We start from the raw sequence: 20,728 nt of genomic DNA, 5'->3' as shown, positions 1-20,728 counted from the left end.
GCCGGGCGCGGTCGGGACGGCGGCGTCGCGCCGGGTGCGGTCGGGACAGCGGTCGCGCGCCGGGTGCGGCCGGGTCAGTCGTCGTCGCGGTCGTCGTTCCGGTGGTCGTCGCGGTGATCGTCCCGGTCGTCGGCCTGGTCGTCGCGGTCGTGGTCGAGGACCTGGCCGGTGGCGGCGTCGATGTCGATGTCGTGCTCGATGGTGCCGTTCAGGACCTCGACCTCCCAGTGGTCCCGGTCGTCGTCGCCGTCGTCGCGGTCGTCGTCGCGGTCGTCCCGGTCGTCGCTGTCGAACTCGACCTTCGTGACACGGCCCCCGCCCGCGGCGGCCAGGGCGGCACGCTCGGCGGCGGCGCGGTCGACCGCGGGCGCGGCGGGTGCAGGAGCGGCGGTCGTCGGTGCGGAGGCGTCGGTGCGGGGCAGCTCCGGGGGCAGCAGGTCGGCGGTGCGCGCGATGGCGGCGCCGGTCGGGACGACGGCGAGCTCGTCGGGGGCACCGCCCGCCCCGAATGCGAGGGCGGTGCCCCCGCCGACGAGCAGGAGGCCGGTGGCGGCGACGGCGGCGACGGTGAGCGGGGTACGCACGATGATCTTCCTCCGGGGGTTTCGGCTGGTCCGGGTCGGTGCGACCCGGTGACGGTGGGAACTGTGCCGTCGTCGGCCCCAAGGTCGCGCTGCGTGAGCCCTAAGGCGGCGTTAGGGCCCGGAGCGGTCGAACTACAGTCGTCGGGGTGTCGACCATCAGCCCGGACGAGGGAGTGGCGCGCCGGCTGAAGGCCCTGGCCTGCACGGCGCCGCTGCACGACCTCGACGCCCGCAAGGGGCGGCTCGACTGGGACGCGACCGGCTACCAGATGGCCGAGATCGGGCTGCAGGCGATCGACCAGGTCACCCTGGCCATGGACTTCGACCACGGTGCGGACCACGCGGAGGTCGTCCGGCGGCTGCTGCCGTTCGTCGGCGCGCAGGTGCCGGGGGCCCCGCGGTCGGAGTACGTCCGCGTCGCACAGTGGGTGATCGACAACCTGATCAACGTGGGGTCGATCGACCGCGGGTTCGCCGTGGAGTACGGCACGACCGACGACGAGGGGCGCTACGTGCGTCGCCGGTTCGACTTCAAGCTGCTCGTCGAGGTCGCCGCCCCGGACGGCGGGATCTACCTGCGTGCCTCGGACGAGGCGATCAACGTGCTGGTCGGGGCGCTCGACACCGACGTCGAGTCGGCCCAGGAGGCGGCCGAGACGAAGCTGGAGACGCTGATCGTCCGCGGTCGTCTCGGCGACGCCCGGCTGGCGGCCGAGCAGGCCCGCTACCGGACCGTGCAGTACGCGGAGTCGTTGCGGCGCAAGCTGGAGGCCACCCGCCGCGACGTCCGGTCGGTGGACTGGCTGGACGCGGTCCCGCAGCTGCTCGACGAGGCGCTGACGCACATCGAGGCCCGCTACCGCGCCGAGACGATGATCAAGGCGAACATCGCCGACGCCCGCGACGAGGCCACCGAGCCGGGGCGCCGCCGGCAGGCCGCGGAGCTGGTGACCGTCGTCGACGACTGCATCCAGCGGCACACCCAGCTGCAGGCGCGGTTGCAGGAGGCGGGGGCCGCGTTCCGCGCCGAGCAGGATCGCCAGCAGTTCTCCGGGAAGCCGAAGCGGGCCGCCGTGGACGTGTTCGGGCAGCTCCTGCGGCCGTCGCTGGCGCTGACCGTCGAGGCGGCGCACGACCCGGTGACCGGCTACTTCGCGGCCGGGGCCGGTGTGCGCAACCCGTCGGTGCCGAGCCTGGGCGGGCTGGTCGAGACGTTGCTGACGCCGCCGAGCGACCGGGACCCGTTCGGCGCCGAGGTGCCCGAGCCGGAGCTCGCCCCGCAGCCGCGCGAGCGGTTCGGGGTGGAGACGTGGGCTGCCGCCGACGCCGTGCTGCCCGACGAGATCGAGCACCCGGTGCGGCTGTCCGCGGCGCTCGCGGCGGCCCGCGCCGCCGGGGCGGACCTACCGCAGCTGGTCGCGCTGCGGGCGGTGCACGCCGTCGGGACGGCGGTGGCCACGGCCCGGACCCAGGGTGACCCGTCGGTGCTGGTCGCCGTCGACGACGGGACGGTCCTCGACGACCCCGAGTTCGGCGGCGCCGACCTGCTGCTGGCGCGGGCCGGTGTGCTGGGTGGACAGACGAACCGACGGACGGCGCAGACATGAGTGACACCGAGACCGCGGCCCGCCTGGTCGGTTACGGCATGCGACCCAAGGCGCTGCCCGGACGCGACCCCGACTACGCCGACCTGGTCCGCCGCTACCGGGAGGACGACGAGTTCCGCACGACCGTGCAGCGCGTCGCCTCCGGCCTCGGCCTGGTCGTGCTCGCCGTCGACACCGGCCCGGGCATCGTCCTCGCCGCGACCGAGGGCTCGGTCTTCGAGATCCGGATGGACGAGTACGCCCGCCGCACCGCCCTGGCCAACCGCGGCGCGGACAAGGTCCTGCACGGCATCGCGCACCTCGCCGTCGCCGCGCTGGCCTTCCCCCGCCCCGATGACCTCGGCGACGACTCCTACGTCGGCCGGGTCTCGGTGGAGCTCGTCGACGGTGCCGTCCGCGAGGCCTGCCGGGTACTGAACGAGCGTGCCGCGGGTCCCGCCGACCCCGAGTCCGACGCCCCGCAGCTCGAGGAGGTCTGGCGGGTCTGGCAGCGCCGTCCGGAGGCCACCGCGACCAAGGACGGCCGGGTCGGGGAGTCCACCACCCGCGGGATCGTCGGCAAGGCCCTGCGGTTCCTCGCCGACCAGGGCTTCCTCGTGCCGGTCGGGGCGGAGGGCGCCTACCGGACGACGCCGCGCTACCAGGTGCAGGTGCGGGAGCTCGCCGCCCAGCGGGCCTTCGACGAGCTGCTGGCCCTGAACGTCCTGCCCGCCGCGACCGCCGCCGGGACCCTGGTGACCGAGCACGACGGAGTGTTCGACCCGCCGGGCGCCGGTGCGGAGGGCGCGGCCGGGCTGTCCGGGCCGGCGGAGTCCGCCCGCCCGCTGCCCGGGGTGGCGGCCCGGCCGCTGCCTTCGACGGCACCGGTGGCCCCGAACGCGCCGGTGGCGCCGAACGTGCCGGTGTCCTCGACGGCGCCGATGACCCCGACGGCCTCGACGGAACGGGTGCCCCGCAGGAATTCGCTTACCGGGTAAGCGAATTCGCCCGGGAGGGTGCCGGGGGAGACGGCGTGGTGGCGGATGGCGTACCGGTCGGTGCCGATGTGGGAGGTGCCGGTGCGGAACTCGCTTACCCGGTAAGCGAATCCGCACCGGAGGGGGTCCCGGTCGGGGACACGGATGCCGGCCCGACAGCGCATGCCGGCTCGACAGCGCATGCCGGCGCGACGGACGAGCCCGGCCCGACGGATCGGGCGGACCCTCCGGCGACCGACGAACCCACGGAGGAACGCGATGTATGAGCTGACCCGCGTCCGCCTGTTCTCCGTCGGGCCGACCGCCGCGCGCTACCAGGACGTCGCGCTCGACCTGCGGGGCGTCGGCGCCCCGGTGAAGGTCGCCGTGCAGGAGGACCTGTTCGCCCCGGACGCGCTGGACCGCACGACGCCGCGGCGGCCGTCGCCGGCGTCGGTGCTGTTCCTGGAGAACGGTGGCGGCAAGTCCGTCCTGCTCAAGCTGATCTTCTCGGTGCTGCTGCCGGGGCGGCGTCAGGTCGTCGGCACCACCAGCACCACGGTGCTGGAGAACTTCGTGCTCGCCGAGGACGTGGCGCACGTCGTCTGCGAGTGGATGCACGTCGGCACCGGGCGGCTCCTGGTCACCGGGAAGGTGTCGGAGTGGCGCGGGCACGTCGCCTCCACAGATCCGGAGAAGCTGGCCGACGCGTGGTACTCCTTCCGGCCGGTTCCCGGGATGGGGCTCGACGACCTGCCGTTCACCCACGACGGCCGCCGGGTCACCCTGGCGGCGTTCCGGGAGCGTCTGCAGACCGCGCACCGCGAGCACCCCGACGCCGAGCTCGCCTGGGAGACCGGGCACCGGGACTGGACGCGCCACCTCGTCGACGTCGGTCTGGACCCGGAGCTGTTCCGCTACCAGCGCGCCATGAACGCCGGTGAGGGCGAGGCCGCCGAGGCGTTCTCGTTCTCCTCCGACGAGGCGTTCGTCGACTTCCTCCTGCGGGCGGTGCTCGACCCGGCGGAGCCGCAGAACGTCGCCGAGCTCGTCGCCGGGTACGCCGACCGGCTCGCCCAGCGCGAGGAGCTGGAGACCGAGCGGGAGTTCGTCGACGGCACGCTGTCCCGGCTGGAGCCGATGGTCGACGCCGAGGCCACCGCGACCGCGGCCCGCGACGCCGAGACCGCCGCGCGCGCCGAGCTGGCGGCGACCGCGTCGCGGATCGCGGCCCGCCGGGTCGCCGAGGAGGCCCGCTCGGTGACCGCCGCCGAGGAGGCCGCCGGCGCCGTCGAGGCCGAGCAGTCCGCGGCCCGTGCGGCGGAGCGGCTGCAGGACACCGTCGGTGAGCTGCGCAGACTCACCGCGGTCCTCACCGTCGAGGCCGCGGAGCGGACCGCGGCCGAGGCGACCCGCGATCGCGACGACGCGTCGGCCGTGTCGATGGCCCGCGACGCCGTCGAACCGGTGCTGGCGCACCGCGTCGCCGCCGCCGAGGCCGCGCGGCTGCGCGCCCGCGTCGAGGAGGAGGAGCAGAAGTCCCGGCCCGCGCTCGCGGCTCGGCAGGACGCGGCCCGCGCCCTCGCCGCCGCGCTGGCCCGCGTCGCCGCGGAGGCCGACGCCGCCGCCGCCGCGGAGACCCGCCGCGCCGACGCCGAGGAGCGCGCGGCGGCCGCCCGTCGCGAGCAGGTCACCCGCACCGCCGACGCCGCCCGTGCCGAGAGCGCGGCCGGCGCCGCCCGCGAGGCCCTCGACGAGCTCGACACCCGGGTTGCGGCCGCCGTCGACGCGGGGCACCTGAAGGCGGGCTCGACCGCCGCCGACGTCGAGGACGAGGCGACGGCTGCCCGGATCGACGCCGAGCGGTGCGCCGCCGCGCTCGCCGACGCCGACACCGCCGCCGCGGCGATCCGTGAGGAGCGCCGGGCCGCCGAGACCCGCCGCACCGCGGCACAGGACGCGGCGGCCGCCGCCCGCGCCGACGCCGCGACCGCCGAGGCCGCACGATCCGCGGCGGAGGCCGAGGCCGTCGCGCTCGCCGGGGAGACCCGACCCGCGGAGCTGCTCGGGCTCGACGAGATCCGCCCGGACACCGACGCGGGCCTGGTCGTCGACACCCTGACCACCGCGATCCGCGGCGCCGAGCGGGAACGGACGACCCTGCACGGCGACCAGCGCCGCGACGAACGCGCGCTCGCCGCGCTCGGCGACGGCGGCCTGCTGCCCGACCCGCCCGAGATCGAGGACGTCCTCGCGGTGCTGGAGTCCGCCGGGATCACGGCCTGGTCCGGGCGTCGCTACCTGGCGAAGCTGCCCGCCCCCGACCGGGAGACCGTGCTGGCGCGGCTGCCGCACCTGGCCGGCGGAGTACTGCTCAACGACGCGCGCGACGCCGAGCGGGCCCGCACCCGGCTGGACTCCGCGCGGCTGCTGCCGGCCTGCCTGGTCGCGGTCGGCACCACCGCCGCGCTGCGCGCCGACGCCGACCCGGCGCCCGGGATCGACTTCGTCGTGCCGCCCAACCCGGCCCTGCACGACGAGGAGGCCGCCGAGCAGGTCCGGGTCCGCCTCGTCGCCGAGACCACCGAGCGCGCCGCCCGGCTCGCCGAGCTGGAGACCGTCCTCGACGACGACCGCAGGCTGCGGGACCGGTTTGCCGCGCTGCGCGACCGTCGTCCCACCCTCGCCGACCTCACCGAGGCCGCCGAGATCGCCGAGGCCGCACGGGCCGCGGCCGTCGCCGAGCACGAGGCGACCCGCGCCGCGGTCGAGGACCTCGACGAGCGCGCCGACCGGCTCGCCGCCGACCGGCCCGGCCTGGAACGGACCGCCGGGGACACGCGTCGCCGGGCGGACGCGCTGGCCGCGCTGCGCACCGAGCTCGCCCGCCGGGCGACGCACGAGGAGCGGATCCGCACCGGGGAGGCCGACGCCGCGCGGGCCCGCGAGGAGGCCGACGCCGCCGGGACCACCGCCGACCGCGCCGCTCGCGAGGCCGCCGACGCCCAGCAGACCCGCGATCGGCAGCGCGGCATCGGCACCACCCTGCGCGACGAGGCCGCGGCCCTCCCGGTCTCCCCCGAGGAGATCGGCGACCCGGACGCGGAGCCGGACGGGACCCCAGAAGGATCGCTGGCCGAGCTGCGCGAGGAGTTCCAGCGGGCCCGCGACGCCTACGCCTCGGCCGCCGTCGACACCGACCTGCACGGTGCGCTGGAGCGGGCCGAGGCCGACGCGCGGGAGCGCCGGATCGCCGTCGACGGACTGCCGCGCACCGTCGTCGAGGCCGCGACGGCGTTCCTGCACACCCCCGACGGCGCCGACGCCGCCAGCCGTCGCGCCGCCGCGGAGCAGGCCAGGGCCGCCTACGACGAGGCCGAACGCCGTCGCGCCGACGCGGCGACGGAGCTGGCCGTCGCCCGTCGCGAGCTGGAGCGGTTCACCGGCGGCGAGCGGCCGATCGACCACGGTGCCGAGGGGCGCTCCGCGGACTGCGCGCCCTACGACGTGCCCCGCGACGCCGAGCACGGCCGTGAGCTGGTCGCCCGCGCCGCGGCCGACCTGGACGCGGCGGGCACGGAGCTGGAACGCCGTCGCCGGGCCCGGACCGCCGCCGAGGACGCCCACCGCACCGCCACCGACCTCGCCCGCGGGTTCGGGCTGGTCGTGTCCTCGTTGGACGAGACGCCCGAGCCGTCCGGGGTGCCGTTCGACGGCGACGTCGAAGCCGCGCAGGCCGCGCTCAAGCGCCACCAGAACGCCGTCCGCGGCGCGGCGGGGGAGCGGACGCGCGCCGAGAAGAAGGTCCGCGAGGGTGTCGACGCCGTCGCCCGTTTCGCGCAGGACCCGCGGTTCGCGACCCTCACCTCCCCGGTGCACCGCCACATCGGCGGCGTCGACCGGTCGGAGATGCCGGGCCTCGCCGCGGAGTGGATCGCGGCGCTGCGCCCGCGGCTGCGTTCCCTCGACGACGACCTCGGGAACATCGAGCGGCACCGCTCCGGGATCGTCACCCGGCTGTCCGGGATGGTCGGCGAGGCGCTGCGCACGGTGCGCCTCGCCCAGCGGCTGTCCCAGCTGCCCGAGGGCCTCGGCGACTGGTCGGGCCAGCAGTTCCTGCGGATCCGGTTCGAGGAGCTGCCCGACGCGGCGCTGCGCCACGAGCTCGGCGCCGTCGTCGACCGCATCGCCACCGGGATGGCGGGCGGCAAGGCCAAGGACCGGCGCGACGGCATGTCCATGCTGCTGCGCGGGGTCAGGGCGGCGATGCCGAAGGGCGTCCGGGTCGAGATGCTCAAGCCCGACGCCGTGCTGCGCACCGAGCGGCTGCGCGTCTCCGCGATCAAGGACGTGTTCTCCGGCGGGCAGCAGCTGACCGCGGCGATCGTCCTGTACTGCACGATGGCGGCGCTGCGGGCGCACCAGCGCGGGCAGGGCAGGCGGGCGCACGCGGGCGTGCTGTTCCTCGACAACCCGATCGGACGCGCGTCGGCGGGCTACCTGCTGGAGCTGCAGTTCGGCGTCGCGCAGGCCCTCGGCGTGCAGCTGGTCTACACGACCGGGCTGTTCGACGCGGGCGCGCTGTCGTCGTTCCCGCTGCTCGTGCGGCTGCGCAACGACGCCGACCTGCGCGCGGGACGCAAGTACCTGTCCGTCGACGAGCGGGTCACCCGGTCGGTGCCCGACGCCGACGCCCCCGGCGGCCGGATCACCGCGGCGCGGATCTACCGGCGCCCCGAGGCCGTGGTGCCCGCCGGCGCAGGCAACGACGGTGCAGGCCGCGCCGGTGCAGGCGACGGCGCGGGATCGGCAGGATGACCGTGCCCGGGGACGCAGGGGCTGCGCTCGGGCCGGTCGCGGAACGGCTCGCGGAGCTGCTGCGGGCCTCCGGGCGGACCCGGATCCCGCGCTCGGCGGTGCGCGCGGCGTTCCTGCGGGCCGACCCCACGATGGTCGGCAGCGTCGACGCCCGGCGGAACCTGGCCGCGGTCCTGGCCGAGCTGACCGCCGCGGGGGTGATCGAGCCGACCGACCGCGCCGACGACGGCAGCCCGCCGTTGCCGAACTCGGTCCGGCTGCTGCGTACCGCCCCGGCCCCGGCGCCGCAGGACCGCACCCCGTGGCACGCCGAGCTGTCCTGGGCGGCGGGCCTGCCCCGGCCGTCGCCGACGCTGCTGCAGGTCAACGAATGGCTGTTCCGGCACGCGGCGCGGGCGGTCGAGGTCCCGCTGCGGGAGCGCGCACTGGAGATCACCGGCGACGAGAAGGCGTTCGACGGCCGCCTGCCCGGCGCGCTCTCCCTGGCGACCCTGCGGGCGCGCCGGGTCGTCCCGCCGCTGCACCGCGAGCCGCTGCCCGGGGGTGGGCCGGTGCTGCTCGTCGTCGAGAACGCCGACACGATGGACTCGCTGCTCCGGGCGCTGCGCCCCGAGCCGGGCGCGGTCGGCGGGGTCGCCTGGGGCGCCGGGGACGCGTTCACCGCGTCGGTGCTCGCGCTGCGGGAGGCCCCGCCGTCGGAGGTCCGGTACTCCGCGATCCGGTACTTCGGCGACCTCGACGCGGCGGGGCTGCGGATCCCGCGCCGCGCGGGCGAGCTGGCCGTCGCCGAGGGGCTGCCGCCGGTGCGGCCCGCGACCGGGCTGTACCGGGCGCTGCTGGAGCACGGCCGTCCGGCGGCCGCGTCGAGCGTCGACCACGCCGACGTCGAGTGGCTCGATCCCGCGCTGCGCGGCCCCGTCCGCGACCTGTTCGCGTCAGGTGCACGCCTGGCCCAGGAAGCCGTAGGCGCCGAGCACCTGGCCGACGACACAGCCTGGCGCGCGGGGCTCGCCCTCGACTGAGTGGTCCCACACGGGTTCCGGTGTCCCACACGGGACCCGAACCCGTGTGGGACGCACGACCCCGTGTGGGAGCGGGTGACTTCGTCGTCAGGGGGGTGGTGGAGCGAGGGTCAGGTCCACTCGGAGGCCGTTGGTGGGGGGTGAGGTCACGGTCAGGGATCCGCCGGCCTGTTCGGCGGTGCGTCGGGCGATGTCGAGGCCCAGGCCCGTCGAGCCGCCTCCGCTGACCCCGCGCGAGGTGGGGTCGGTGCCCGGTGGCAGGCCGGGACCGTCGTCGTGCACGACGATCCGGGCGCCCCCGCCCGGGCGGGCCGTCAGCTCCACGCCGAAGGCCGTCCCGTCCGGGGTGTGCGCGAACACGTTGCCCAGCAACGCGTCCACGCACGCCTCCAGGTCACCCGGCGCGCAGGCCACCGGCAGCGGGCCGTCGGCCAGGTGCAGGGTCACCGCACGGTCGGTGTCCTCGGCCAGCACCCGCCAGAACTCCACCCGCTCCCGGACGACGGCCGCCGCGTCCGTGCTGCGGGCCGTGCCGCCGCCGCGTCGCCGGGCCTGCTCGATCGCGCCGGTGACCGCCCGCGCGACGCCGTCGACCCCGGCCGAGATGCGGGCGACGTCGTCCGGGTCGCGCAGGGCCTCGGCGTCGAGGCGCAGCGCGGTGAGCGGGGTGCGGACCCGGTGCGCGAGGTCCGCGACGTTCTCCCGCTCCTCGCGCAGCAGCTCCGAGATCCGTCCGGCCAGCCCGTTCAACGCCCCCGCGACGACGCCGAGCTCGGCCGGGGCACCGGGGTCGGCGCGCGCGGACAGGTCCCCGGCCGCGAGCCGCTCCGACACCCCGGACAGGTCGGTGGCGGCGTCGACGAGGGTGCGGGCCAGCCGGTCCGCGACCAGCAGCCCGCCGGCGAGCAGCACCAGCGAGAGCCCGCCCAGCAGCAGCCAGGAGCGGGTCACACCGCGGGTGAGCTCGGCGTCGGGGACGAACACCCGGATCGCGGCGTTGCCGCCCGCGGCACCGGTCACCGCGAACACCAGCTCGCGCCCGCCGGGCGCCTCGGTCGACGCGCTCGTCCCGAGCAGCCCCAGCCGGACCACCGGGCTGCGCGGTGCGGGCGCGCCGAGGACGGTGCCGTCGGGCAGGAACACCGAGACGTCGGAGGCGTCGCGGCCGTCGGCGTTCTGGACGGCGGGGGTCAGCACCGACCGGTCGCCGCCTGCGACGGCCGGGGTCAGCACCTGGGCCTGGACGGTCGCGGCGGACACCGCCGAGCTCTCCGCGACCGAGCGGATCAGCGTCGCGAGCGGGACCGCGAACGCGACCAGCACCAGCAGCACGGTCGCCCCGACGAGGACGAGGATGCGCCGCCGCATCAGGCGGTGCCCGGTCCGGTTCCCGACGGCGCTGACGGCGCTGACGGCGCTGACGGCGCGGACAGCCGGACCCCGACGCCGCGCACCGAGTGCAGGTAGCGCGGGGCCTGCGCGGTCTCGCCGAGCTTGCGGCGCAGCCACGACAGGTGCACGTCGACGGTCTTGTCGGCGCCGCCGTAGGGCTGCTGCCACACCTCGGTCATCAGCTCCCGCTTGCCGACGACCTGGTCGGCGCGGGCGGCGAGGTGGTGCAGCAGGTCGAACTCGCGCGGGGTCAGCTCCAGCTCGGCGCCGTCGAGCACCGCGCGCCGCGACCGCGGGTCCACCGACAGCCCGCCGACGACGACCGTCGGGTCGCCGGCCCCGTCGCCGAGCCTGCGCAGCACCGCGCGGATCCGGGCGTCGAGCTGGGCGGCGGCGAACGGCTTGACCAGGTAGTCGTCGGCGCCCGCGTCGAGCACGGAGACGATCTCGGTCTCGTCGTCGCGGGCGGTGGCGACGATCACCGGCACCGTGCTGGCGCCGCGCAGCATGCGCAGCATGGTGGTGCCGTCCATGTCGGGCAGGCCGAGGTCGAGCACCACGAGGTCGGGCCGCTTCCCGACGGCGTGCTCCAGCCCCGCCATCGCGGTCGGGGCGGAGTCGACGGCGTGCCCCCGCTCGGTCAGCCCGCGGATGAGGGCACCGCGGATGCCGGGGTCGTCCTCGACGATCAGGATCTGGGCCACGGGAGGAGAACCTATCCGCCGTGACCGCGCCCGCGGTGGGTCCCAGCCGTCGCTTGTGTCCCGTTTAGGGATCCGTTAACCGGGGTCCGGGGCATGCTGTGCGCGTGGAACGACCGACCCGCCCCGTGCTGCAGATCGCGCTCTGGACCGCCGCGGCCGCCGGCGCCCTGCTCCTGGGCCTGACGGCCGTCGGGAGCATCGGCAGCGACCTCGCCGGCACCCAGACACAGCCGCTGAGCGCCGAGCAGGTGGACGCCCGGCTGGCCCAGCACTCCGCCGCAGCCACCTCCACCGCCCCTGCCGCCCCGGCACCCGCCCCGGCACCGACATCGGTGCCGGTGGCCGCCCCGCCCGCGGTGGTGCAGGCCGGGGCCGCGGGGAACGTCCTGGCCCGCTGTGAGGGCGCGACCCCGCGGATCGTCTCGGTCAACCCCGCGCAGGGCTGGGAGCGCGATGACGACAAGGACATCGGCCCGGCCGAGGTCGTCTTCGACGGCGACGACGTACCGGACGTCCTGGTCACCCTGAGCTGCGCGGGCGGGGTGCCGACCGGCCGGGTCGCGGCCGTCCCCGAGGACTGAGCGGCCCCGGGGACGCTTCCGGAGGACGCTCGCGGGGGACGCCGGGGCCCGCGGGACGCGGCGGGCTCAGCCGCCGGCGAACGGCGGGAGCACGTCGAGGGTGGCCGCCCCGCCCACCACCGCGGAGCGGTCGCGCACCGCCACCTCGTCGAGCAGGAAGCTGCAGCGCAGCAGGACCCGCTCCAGCTCCGGGCCGTGCGCGGTGCCGAGCGCGGCGACGGCGTCGGCCACCGTCGCGCCGGCGGGCAGCTCCACGGCCTCCTCGCCGGTCCCCGCGGCGGCCTTGGCCGCGGCGAAGTACCGGACGGTGAGGGTCCTGGTCTCCAGGGACAGGGTCATGGTCATCCTCCGATCGCGCTCATCGGGCGCGCAGGCTGCAGGAATCCGGGGTCGTCGATGCCGTGGCCGGCCTTCTTGCCCCACATCGCGTCGCGCCAGACGTCGGCGATCTCGGCGTCGGTCGCGCCGCCGCGGAGCATGGCGCGCAGATCGGTCTCGCCGGTGGCGAACAGACAGGTGCGGACCTGGCCGTCGGCGGTGAGCCGGGTCCGGTCGCAGGCCCCGCAGAACGGGCGGGTCACCGAGGCGATCACACCGACGGTGGCCGGGCCTCCATTGACCACGAACTTCTCGGCGGGAGCCCCGCCGCGGTCCTCGTCGGACGGGGTGAGCACGAAGCGCTCCTCGAGCCGCGCCAGGATCTCGTCGGCGGTGATCATCTCGGTGCGACGCCAGCCGTGCTGGGCATCCAGCGGCATCTGCTCGATGAACCGCAGCTGGTAGCCGTGGGCCAGCGCGAACTCCAGCAGGTCCGCGGCCTCGTCGTCGTTGACACCGCGCAGCAGCACCGCGTTGATCTTCACCGGGGCCAGGCCCGCGGCCTGCGCGGCGGCCATCCCGTCGATGACGTCCGACAGCCGGTCGCGCCGGGTGATCTGCGCGAACCGCTCCGGGCGCAGGGTGTCCATCGAGACGTTGAGCCGGTTCACCCCGGCCGCCGCGAGGGCCTCGGCGCGACGGGCGAGCCCGATGCCGTTGGTCGTCAGCGAGATGTCCGGCCGGGGCTCCAGCGCCGACGCGGCGGCGAAGATGTCCTCCAGGCCCTTGCGCAGCAGCGGCTCGCCGCCGGTGAACCGCAGCTCCTCGACACCGAGGTCCCGCACGGCGAGCGCGATCAGCCGGTTCAGCTCCGCGTCGGTCAGCTGCTCGGAGCGCGGCATCCAGTCCAGGCCCTCGGCGGGCATGCAGTAGGTGCAGCGCAGGTTGCAGCGGTCGGTGAGCGAGATCCGCAGGTCGGTCGCGACCCGTCCGAACCCGTCGACGAGACGGGGGTCGGCCGGGCGGGACGGGTCCCGGGACGTGCCGCCCCGCAGCGACGGCAGGCCGAGCTGGGTGGTCATGGGGCCGAGGCTAGCCGCCGACGGCGACGCTCGCCCAGAGCGGGTTTCCGCAGCTCAGACCGGTATTCCGCACCCGCGGACGTGGCTGCGGCCACGTTGTCGCAGGTGCGGAACTAGTCACCGTGTACCTAGTCGAAGAACTAGTCACACGGTTACGTCCGGTGGGCCTTCAGCTCCTGCCGGGCGACGGAGCGGACGTGCACCTCGTCCGGTCCGTCGGCGAAGCGCAGGGCGCGCGCCCACGCGTAGAAGTAGGCCAGCGGGGTGTCGTCGCTCATCGCCGCGCCGCCGTGCACCTGCATCGCCCGGTCGATCACCGTGCAGGCCATCCGGGGCACCACGACCTTGATCGAGGCGATCTCGGTCGCCGCGCCCTTGGCGCCGTGCGCGTCGATCAGCCAGGCCGTCTTCAGGGTGAGCAGCCGGGCCTGCTCGATCTCCATCCGGGACAGCGCGATCTGCTCGCGCACCACGCCCTGGTCGGCCAGCGGCCCGCCGAAGGCCACCCGCGACCGTGCGCGCTCGGTCATCAGGTGCAGGGCACGCTCGGCCATGCCGATCAGCCGCATGCAGTGGTGGATCCGGCCGGGGCCCAGGCGGGCCTGGGCGATCGCGAAGCCGCCGCCCTCCTCGCCGAGCAGGTTCGACGCGGGCACCCGCACGCCGTCGAACCGTAGCTCGGAGTGCCCGTGCTGGTCCTGGTAGCCGAAGGTCGGCAGGTGCCGCTCGATGGTGAGGCCCGGGGTGTCGCGCGGGACGAGGATCATCGACTGGCGGCGGTGGTTCGACACGGTGTCGTCGTCGTCCGCGGCGGTCTTGCCCATGACGATGAAGATCCGGCAGCGCTCGTCGGCGGCACCGGAGATCCACCACTTGCGGCCGTCGATGACGTAGTCGTCGCCGTCGCGCCGGATCCGGGTCTGGATGTTGGTGGCGTCGGAGGAGGCGACGTCCGGCTCGGTCATCGCGAACGCCGAGCGGATCTCGCCCGCCAGCAGCGGTTCCAGCCACTCCTGCTTCTGCGCGGGGGTGCCGAACAGGTGCAGGGTCTCCATGTTCCCGGTGTCGGGGGCCTGGCAGTTGATGACCTCGGGGGCGATCACCGGCGACCAGCCGGACACCTCGGCGACCGCGGCGTAGTCCACGTTGGACAGGCCCGAGACGTCGGGCAGGAACAGGTTCCACAGGCCCCGCTCGCGGGCCTCGGCCTTCAGCTCCTCCACCACCGGTGGCAGGTCCCACTCCTGCGGCGTGCCGCGCCGCTGCGCACGGAAGGCGTCGTAGGCGGCCTCGGACGGCAGGATGCGCTCGTCGAGGAAGGCGCGCATGCGCCCGGTGTAGTCGGCGGCCACGGCGCTGGGTGCGAAGTCCACGCCGAGGATCAGACCACACGCCGTCGTCGGGTGGCAGGTCGTGCGTCGACGGTCCGCCGTGGCCTCGCCGCAGGCGCGACCCTAGTATCGCGACCGTGCCGCACTTCAGGATCTCCGAGGCCGCCCGACTGCTCGGCGTCAGCGACGACACCGTCCGCCGCTGGGTGGACGCGGGGACGCTGCCGGTGCAGGCCGACGCGTCGAACCGCAAGGTCATCGACGGTGCCGCGCTCGCCGCGTTCGCCCGCGACCACGCGACCGCCCCGCCGGACCCCTCGGTGGTGCAGCGCTCGGCCCGCAACCGGATGGTCGGCCTGGTCACCTCGGTGCTGGCCGACACGGTGATGGCCCAGGTGGAGATGCAGTGCGGGCCGCACCGCGTGGTGTCGCTGATGAGCAGCGAGGCCGTGCGCGAGCTCGGTCTCGAGCCCGGTGCGCTCGCGGTGGCGGTGATCAAGTCGACGAACGTGGTGGTGGAGACGCCGGGCGGACACCTGTGATCCCGGGGGCCGGCACCGCCGCCGCGCCGGCCCCGCCCCGGCGCCGCGAGGGTGCCGCCGACCGCCACGGCACCGGCGTCGGCCTGCCGGTCTGGATGTGGATCCCGGCCGGCATCGGCTTCGCCGTGATCGCGCTGCCCGTGCTCGGCCTGCTCTGGGAGGCCGACTGGGCCGAGACCCCCCGCCTGCTCACCAGCGAGGCCGCGCTGTCGGCGCTGCGCCTGTCGCTGCTGACCGCGGCGATCTCCACGACGCTGTGCCTGCTGCTCGGCGGGCCGCTCGCGGTGGTCCTGGCCCGCGGCCGGATCAACCGGCTGCCCCGCCTGATGCGCGGGATCCGCTCGGTCGTGCTGCTCCCGCTGGTGTTGCCGCCGGTCGTCGGCGGACTCTCGCTGCTGTTCCTGCTCGGCGCCAACGGCCTGGTCGGACAGGGGCTGGACACCGCGTTCGGGATCTTCATCCCGTTCTCGACGGCCGCCGTGGTCCTGGCCCAGACCTTCGTCGCGATGCCGTTCCTGATCGTGTCGCTGGAGGGCGCGCTGCGGACCGCGGGGGAGCGCTACGAGGCGCCGGCGGCCACCCTCGGCGCGTCGCCGGGGCTGGCGTTCCGCCGGGTCACCGTGCCGCTGGTGCTGCCCGGCCTGGCGTCCGGGCTGGTCCTGGCCTTCGCCCGCTGCATGGGTGAGTTCGGTGCGACGATCGCGTTCGCCGGCAGCCTGGAGGGCACCACCCGGACCCTGCCGCTGCTGGTCTACCTGCAGGGCGAGACCGACGTCGCGGGGGCCGTCGCGCTGTCGCTGCTGCTGGTGGTCGTGTCGCTGGTGGTGATCGTCGTCGGGCGACCGCGGGGTCTGGACGGCCGCGGATGAGCAGCGGCGGCGACACGGTGGAGCCCGGTGTGGAGCTGAGGGCGAGGCTGGACCGGGACGGGTTCGCCCTGGACCTGGAGCTGTCGGTCGCCGCGGGCGAGGTGCTCGCGGTGCTCGGCCCGAACGGGGCGGGCAAGTCCACGATGCTCGGCATCCTGTCCGGGCTGCTGCGTCCGGACGCCGGGCACCTGCGCGTCGACGGCCGGACGCTGCTCGACACCGCAGACGGGACCTTCGTGCCGCCGCACCGGCGCGGTGTCGGGCTGCTGGCCCAGGAACCGCTGCTGTTCCCGCACCTGTCGGCGCTGGCGAACGTCGCGTTCGGGCCGCGGGCCCAGGGCACGCCCCGCGCCGCGGCCGAGTCCCGGGCCCGTGACCTGCTCGACGCCGTCGGTGTCGGCGGGCTCGCCGCCCGCCGCCCCGCGCAGCTCTCCGGCGGGCAGCAGCAGCGGGTCGCGCTGGCCCGCGCGCTGGCCCCCCGCCCGGGGCTGCTGCTGCTCGACGAGCCGCTCGCCGCTCTCGACGTCGACGCCACCCCCGCCATGCGCACCCTGCTGCGCCGGGTCATCGCCGACGGCAAGCAGACCGCCCTGCTGGTCACCCACGACGCGCTCGACGCGCTTGTGCTCGCCGACCGCGTCGTCGTGCTGGACCGGGGCCGGATCGTCGAGTCCGGTCCCGCCCGGGACGTCCTGGCCCGTCCGCGGAGCGCGTTCTCCGCCCGGATCGCGGGGCTGGACCTGGTGCCGGGCACCGCCGAGGGCTCGGGGGTGCGCACCGCCGACGGGACCGAGATCCAGGGCCGCGCGGTCGAGGTCACCGCGGGCGAGCCCGCGGTCGCGGTGTTCCCGCCGTCGGCGGTGGCGGTGCACGGCAGCAGGCCCGGGGGCAGTCCGCGCAACGTCTTCCCGGTCCGGATCGCCGCGCTGGAGCCGCGCGGGGACACCGTGCGGCTGCGGGCCGCACCCGTCGCCGGGGGGCCGGACTGGGTGGCCGGGCTGGCCGCCGACGTCACCCCGGCCGCCGTCGCCGAACTGGGTGTCGAACCCGGCCACGAGGTGTGGTTCGCGGTGAAGGCGACCGAGGTCGCCGTGCACGGCCGGCACGCCTGAGCGCAGCGACCGATCCGCTGATCGCGCAGCTCGGCGCCCTGCCGGACCCCGGTCGGCAGGCGTGCCCGGCACCCCCGGTGCCGAAACACTCCGTCACCCGGGTGGTCCCATGTGTCACCCGGACCACCATCGTGTCTCTCGCATCAGGCGTCACAGGCGCATACCGTCGCTGTCTGTGAGTCCACTGCGTCCCCGCGCCGCCCGACTGGTCACTGCCGGTGTCCTGGCGGTCGCGCTCGGTGTTCCTCTCGCACCGACGGCGTCCGCCACCGAGACGGCGCAGTCGGCGCAGTCGGCGCCTGCCGGATACCTGGTGCAGACGGCGACCGACGGACAGACCCGGGCCGCCGCCGAGTCCGTCGGCGTCGAACCCACGGCCACCTTCGACAGCGTGGTGCACGGCTTCGCCGCGGACCTCACCCCCGCCCAGGCGACCGAGCTGCGCGACCGGCCCGGCGTCGTCGGGGTGGAGGAGGACCGCACGATCTCCCCGCTCGACCCGCAGGCCGTCCACCAGGACGCGCCGGTCGTCCCGCTCGCCACTGCCGAGCAGGCGCCGGGCAACTGGGGGCTGGACCGCATCGACCAGCCGAACCTGCCGTTGGACGGGCAGTACCGGCACACCGCGACCGGCGCCGGGGTGGACGTCTTCGTCCTCGACACCGGCGTCGACGCGAGCCACCCGCAGTTCGGCGGCCGGGCGAAGCTCGAGCTCAACACCATCGACCGGACCGACACCGACTGCGACGGGCACGGCACCGTCGTCGCGGGGATCGCCGCGTCGACGGACTACGGCGTGGCACCGGGCGCGAACGTGCGCGCGGTGAAGGTGCTCGACTGCAACGGCACCGGGACGCTGTCGTCGCTGATCGCCGGTCTGGACTGGGTGTCGAAGAACAAGCGCGGCCCCGCGGTCGCGGTGATGTCGTGGAGCTACGGCGGCTCGCCGATGCTCCAGCAGGCCGTCCAGCGCATGATCGACTCCGGGGTGTTCGCGGCGTCCTCGGCGGGCAACACCGGCGGCGACGACTGCACCGCGCTGCCCCGCGCGATCGACGACGTGCTGGTCGTCGCGAACTCGACGATCGACGACAAGCGCGCCTCGAACTCCTCGACCGGCCGCTGTGTCGCGCTCTACGCGCCGGGCACCCGGATCGTCGCGCCGGTCCCCGGTGGCGGCACCGCCTCCTACAGCGGGACCTCGATGGCCGCGCCGTTCGCGGCCGGGGTGGCGGCGCTCTACAAGCAGGCCCGCGGGGACGCCCCGGCCACCACCGTCAAGAAGTGGATCGTCGACAACGCGGTCCCGGGGAAGATCGACGGCGGCGACACCGGCGGCACCCCGAACCGGCTGCTGCAGACCGGCGGGCTCTAGCTCCGGGCCCCGTCGGTCCGGGCCTCGTCGGCCCACTCCCACAGCTCGTACGCGGGCTGGTCGAGCAGGTCGTTCAGCTCGGCCGGGTCGTACGACGGGGCCGCGACCCACACCGTCCGGTCGGTCCTCAGCCAGGCGAGGCGTGGTCCGCGGACCCCGGAGAGGTCGGGCGCACCGTCCTGCGCCGGGTGGCGGTCCAGCAGCGCGTCCCAGCCGTCCGGTCCCGCCTCGTCGAGCGCGCCGAGCACGGTCCCGCTGGTCACCGGCTCGCCGTGGTCGGCGACCGACGCCGCGATCCGGTCCGGGTCCACCACCCCGTCCGGCAGCACCCCCGCCGCGACCAGCACGTCCAGCACCCGGTCCAGCCGCTCCCGGCCCTCCGCCGACAGTGCGGGCACCACCCGCACCGCGTCCGGCAGCGTCGAGGTCGCACCACCGGCGCCGGGCACCACGACCTCCGTCGCCGGCACCGCGGGCGCGAGCTCGGCGTGGCGCGCGAGCCGCCACGACCGCCGGGCCAGGAACCCGAACACCGCGACGGCCACCGCGGCCGCCACGAACGGGATCGCCCGACCGGTCTGCAGGCCGGCCACGACGAACCAGCCGCCGACCACCACCGCCCCCGCCACCGAGACTGCTGCGGAGACCCGGTCGACCGTGCCAGGGCGTGCCATGCCCGCAGGATAGGCGCGACCCCCGGTCACCCGGATAGCGTCCGGCGCATGCCCGGCACGCCCCCCGCCGACCTCGCGTCCCTCACCCGTCGCTACCTCGCCCCCGCCACCGCCGAGTGCCCCACGTTCGTCGAGGACACCGAGTGGGAGCCGATCGTCGACGGCGTCGACTACTTCGCCCGGCTGCGGGACCTGTTCGACCGGGCGGGGCCCGGCGACACGGTGCTGGTCACCGGCCTGAACCTCGAACCCGACATGGACCTGCGCGGCCTGGCCCCCGACGAGGAGGGCTACGAGGCGCTCGCCGACCGCTTCGCGCGCCTCGTCGACGCCGGAGTCGACCTGCGCGTGCTGCTCACCGCGGCGGTGTTCTCCGGGTCGGTGCCCGGGTGGCGATCGGGCCGTTCCGGGCGAACGCGTTCGCCGCGCTGGAGCTGCGCCGCCGCCCGCAGCTGGCCGGACGGGTGCTGCTCGACTGGTCGGGCTCCGGGATCGGCTGCCACCACCAGAAGGTGGTGCTCACCCACGTCGGCGGCGAGCTGACGGCGTTCGTCGGCGGGCTGGACCTGTCCGCCAACCGGTTCGACGCCGAGCCGCACGACCGGCTGTCCATCGGCGAGGAGCGCTGGGGCTGGCACGACGGTGCCGCCGCGCTGCGCGGGCCCGGTGCCGCCCGGGTGTGGGAGGTCTACCGCGGCCGGTGGACCGAGGCCGCCACGCTCCCGCCGCGCCGGTTCATGGTCGGCCCCACCGACTGGGAGCCGATGAACCCCGAGCCGTTCGTCGCCGACCTGCCGCCGTCGCCGCCGGCCCCGCCGTACCCCTCCCCGGGCACCGCGGTGCAGGTCCTGCGCTCGCTGCGGCCGTGGAAGATCGACCACTTCGGGATGCTCTACCGGCGGCACTGGACGGTGCTCCCGCGGCACGGCGTGCAGGAGGTCTTCCACACGCTGTCCGCGGCGATCCGCGGCGCCCGGCGCTACGTCTACCTGGAGGACCAGTACTTCTTCGAGGTCCCGGGCGGGCGGCGGGCGTTCCGGCTCTACGGGTTGCTGCGCGACGCCGCCGCCCGCGGGGTGAAGGTCGTGCTCGTCTGCTCGGGACGCAAGGACCCGGTCGACGCCGGGGTGAACAAGTTCCGTCGCCGCGTCACCGGCGACGTCCAGCGTGGCGTGATCGACCAGCTCGCCCCGGGCGACCGCGGCAACGTGATCATGCACCGGATCGAGGACCTCACCGTCCACACCAAGCTGGCGCTGGTCGACGACGTCTTCGCCTCCATCGGGTCGGCCAACTTCTTCTCCCGCTCGATGCGCGGCACCGACACCGAGCTGTCGACGGCGTTCGTCACCTCCGGCGACCAGGTGCGTGACCTGCGGGTACGGCTGTGGGCCGAGCACCTGCGCACCGAGCTGACCGACGAGCTCGCCCCCCCGGCTGGCCGACCTGGACCTCGCCCTGGGCATGTGGCGGCCGGAGTGGCTGCCGCCGGACGCGCCGGCCGGGACCTGGCGGGTGCCCGGCTACCCCGCCGGGTTCGCCCCGGCCGAACGGGTGCTGGTGCCGGTCGGGCCCTGGCCCGAGCCCTCCCCGCGGCCGCTGCGCCGCGCGGCCCACGGGGCACGGCGCGGGGCGGCGAAGGTCGCGCAGTCCGGGAGGCGCCGCCTGTCCTCGTCGTGATGTCGCGTGCTGCCGACGGGTGTTGGCAACCGCGTCGTCCGGGGTGAGGATGTGACGACCAGCACTGAGCCACCCGAGGAG

General features: G+C 75.8%; 17 protein-coding genes and 1 pseudogene. 11 read left to right on the top strand and 7 right to left on the bottom strand.

Annotated elements, in window-relative coordinates:
• Positions 1-74: 74 nt before the first annotated feature.
• A complete protein-coding gene (locus tag KPL57_RS53635) occupies positions 75-584 on the bottom strand; it encodes a PepSY domain-containing protein (RefSeq protein WP_226358080.1) in 510 nt (169 codons plus the stop codon).
• Between the two features lie 146 nt (positions 585-730).
• On the opposite strand from KPL57_RS53635, the gene KPL57_RS53630 reads away from it, so the two are divergent.
• From KPL57_RS53630 to KPL57_RS53615, 4 genes and pseudogenes are all read left to right on the top strand, one after another.
• Positions 731-2,191 (top strand): hypothetical protein, encoded by a 1,461-nt coding sequence (locus tag KPL57_RS53630; protein ID WP_226358079.1) that lies wholly within the window; start codon positions 731-733, stop codon positions 2,189-2,191.
• Positions 2,188-2,925: pseudogene (locus tag KPL57_RS53625) on the top strand (hypothetical protein); the annotation flags it as partial. The gene KPL57_RS53630 and the pseudogene KPL57_RS53625, both read left to right, overlap by 4 nt.
• A 501-nt stretch (positions 2,926-3,426) precedes the next feature.
• Complete coding sequence (locus KPL57_RS53620; protein ID WP_226358078.1) at positions 3,427-7,965, top strand: hypothetical protein; 4,539 nt, start codon at positions 3,427-3,429, stop codon at positions 7,963-7,965.
• Positions 7,962-8,987: a hypothetical protein gene (locus KPL57_RS53615; RefSeq protein ID WP_226358077.1), complete on the top strand. Its 1,026-nt coding sequence runs from the start codon at positions 7,962-7,964 to the stop codon at positions 8,985-8,987. The genes KPL57_RS53620 and KPL57_RS53615 overlap by 4 nt, the downstream gene beginning before the upstream one ends.
• A gap of 87 nt (positions 8,988-9,074) precedes the next feature.
• Here the strand turns inward: KPL57_RS53615 and KPL57_RS53610 are convergent, their stop codons facing one another.
• The gene (locus KPL57_RS53610) at positions 9,075-10,355 is read right to left on the bottom strand and encodes a HAMP domain-containing sensor histidine kinase (protein WP_226358076.1); all 1,281 of its coding nucleotides are present in this window, start codon (positions 10,353-10,355) and stop codon (positions 9,075-9,077) included.
• A complete protein-coding gene (locus KPL57_RS53605; protein ID WP_226358075.1) occupies positions 10,355-11,083 on the bottom strand; it encodes a response regulator transcription factor in 729 nt (242 codons plus the stop codon). Before KPL57_RS53605 ends, KPL57_RS53610 begins: the two co-directional genes overlap by 1 nt.
• Positions 11,084-11,187: 104 nt before the next feature.
• On the opposite strand from KPL57_RS53605, the gene KPL57_RS53600 reads away from it, so the two are divergent.
• Entirely contained in the window at positions 11,188-11,664 is a 477-nt protein-coding gene (locus KPL57_RS53600; protein ID WP_226358074.1) for a hypothetical protein, read from the top strand.
• Positions 11,665-11,730: 66 nt separating this feature from the next.
• Here the strand turns inward: KPL57_RS53600 and KPL57_RS53595 are convergent, their stop codons facing one another.
• The 3 genes from KPL57_RS53595 to KPL57_RS53585 form a co-directional block, all read right to left on the bottom strand.
• Positions 11,731-12,003 (bottom strand): MoaD/ThiS family protein, encoded by a 273-nt coding sequence (locus tag KPL57_RS53595; RefSeq protein ID WP_149663398.1) that lies wholly within the window; start codon positions 12,001-12,003, stop codon positions 11,731-11,733.
• Between the two features lie 2 nt (positions 12,004-12,005).
• A complete protein-coding gene (moaA, locus tag KPL57_RS53590; protein WP_226358073.1) occupies positions 12,006-13,064 on the bottom strand; it encodes a GTP 3',8-cyclase MoaA in 1,059 nt (352 codons plus the stop codon).
• A 152-nt stretch (positions 13,065-13,216) separates the two neighbouring features.
• Positions 13,217-14,437: an acyl-CoA dehydrogenase family protein gene (locus KPL57_RS53585; protein ID WP_226358072.1), complete on the bottom strand. Its 1,221-nt coding sequence runs from the start codon at positions 14,435-14,437 to the stop codon at positions 13,217-13,219.
• A 95-nt stretch (positions 14,438-14,532) separates the two neighbouring features.
• Here KPL57_RS53585 and KPL57_RS53580 point away from each other — a divergent pair, with 95 nt between their 5' ends.
• From KPL57_RS53580 to KPL57_RS53565, 4 genes are all read left to right on the top strand, one after another.
• Entirely contained in the window at positions 14,533-14,937 is a 405-nt protein-coding gene (locus KPL57_RS53580; RefSeq protein WP_020627631.1) for a molybdopterin-binding protein, read from the top strand.
• Between the two features lie 95 nt (positions 14,938-15,032).
• Positions 15,033-15,806 (top strand): ABC transporter permease, encoded by a 774-nt coding sequence (locus tag KPL57_RS53575; RefSeq protein ID WP_226358118.1) that lies wholly within the window; start codon positions 15,033-15,035, stop codon positions 15,804-15,806.
• Positions 15,803-16,918 carry a sulfate/molybdate ABC transporter ATP-binding protein gene (locus tag KPL57_RS53570; RefSeq protein ID WP_226358071.1) on the top strand — a complete coding sequence of 372 codons (1,116 nt, stop codon included), beginning with the start codon at positions 15,803-15,805 and terminating at the stop codon, positions 16,916-16,918. Before KPL57_RS53575 ends, KPL57_RS53570 begins: the two co-directional genes overlap by 4 nt.
• 175 nt (positions 16,919-17,093) lie before the next feature.
• Positions 17,094-18,293 (top strand): S8 family peptidase, encoded by a 1,200-nt coding sequence (locus KPL57_RS53565; protein ID WP_226358070.1) that lies wholly within the window; start codon positions 17,094-17,096, stop codon positions 18,291-18,293.
• Here KPL57_RS53565 and KPL57_RS53560 read toward each other — a convergent pair.
• A complete protein-coding gene (locus KPL57_RS53560; RefSeq protein WP_226358069.1) occupies positions 18,290-18,967 on the bottom strand; it encodes a hypothetical protein in 678 nt (225 codons plus the stop codon). The genes KPL57_RS53565 and KPL57_RS53560 overlap by 4 nt on opposite strands.
• A gap of 48 nt (positions 18,968-19,015) precedes the next feature.
• On the opposite strand from KPL57_RS53560, the gene KPL57_RS53555 reads away from it, so the two are divergent.
• Both KPL57_RS53555 and KPL57_RS53550 read left to right on the top strand, forming a co-directional pair.
• Positions 19,016-19,510 (top strand): hypothetical protein, encoded by a 495-nt coding sequence (locus KPL57_RS53555; protein WP_226358068.1) that lies wholly within the window; start codon positions 19,016-19,018, stop codon positions 19,508-19,510.
• A 194-nt stretch (positions 19,511-19,704) separates the two neighbouring features.
• A complete protein-coding gene (locus KPL57_RS53550) occupies positions 19,705-20,694 on the top strand; it encodes a phospholipase D-like domain-containing protein (RefSeq protein ID WP_308253141.1) in 990 nt (329 codons plus the stop codon).
• Positions 20,695-20,728 lie beyond the last annotated feature (34 nt).

The organism is Pseudonocardia sp. ICBG601, assembly GCF_020496245.1.
Note: the sequence above shows the minus strand (reverse complement) of the source record. Positions and strands in the feature narration are given on the sequence as shown.

Coding starts and splice junctions, on each gene's coding strand:
- KPL57_RS53550 (WP_308253141.1), top strand. CDS start 19,705: ATGGTCGGCCCCACCGACTGGGAGCCGATGAACCCCGAGCCGTTCGTC.
- KPL57_RS53620 (WP_226358078.1), top strand. CDS start 3,427: ATGTATGAGCTGACCCGCGTCCGCCTGTTCTCCGTCGGGCCGACCGCC.
- KPL57_RS53575 (WP_226358118.1), top strand. CDS start 15,033: ATGTGGATCCCGGCCGGCATCGGCTTCGCCGTGATCGCGCTGCCCGTG.
- KPL57_RS53555 (WP_226358068.1), top strand. CDS start 19,016: ATGCCCGGCACGCCCCCCGCCGACCTCGCGTCCCTCACCCGTCGCTAC.
- KPL57_RS53615 (WP_226358077.1), top strand. CDS start 7,962: ATGACCGTGCCCGGGGACGCAGGGGCTGCGCTCGGGCCGGTCGCGGAA.
- KPL57_RS53560 (WP_226358069.1), bottom strand. CDS start 18,967: ATGGCACGCCCTGGCACGGTCGACCGGGTCTCCGCAGCAGTCTCGGTG.
- moaA (WP_226358073.1), bottom strand. CDS start 13,064: ATGACCACCCAGCTCGGCCTGCCGTCGCTGCGGGGCGGCACGTCCCGG.
- KPL57_RS53570 (WP_226358071.1), top strand. CDS start 15,803: ATGAGCAGCGGCGGCGACACGGTGGAGCCCGGTGTGGAGCTGAGGGCG.
- KPL57_RS53610 (WP_226358076.1), bottom strand. CDS start 10,355: ATGCGGCGGCGCATCCTCGTCCTCGTCGGGGCGACCGTGCTGCTGGTG.
- KPL57_RS53595 (WP_149663398.1), bottom strand. CDS start 12,003: ATGACCCTGTCCCTGGAGACCAGGACCCTCACCGTCCGGTACTTCGCC.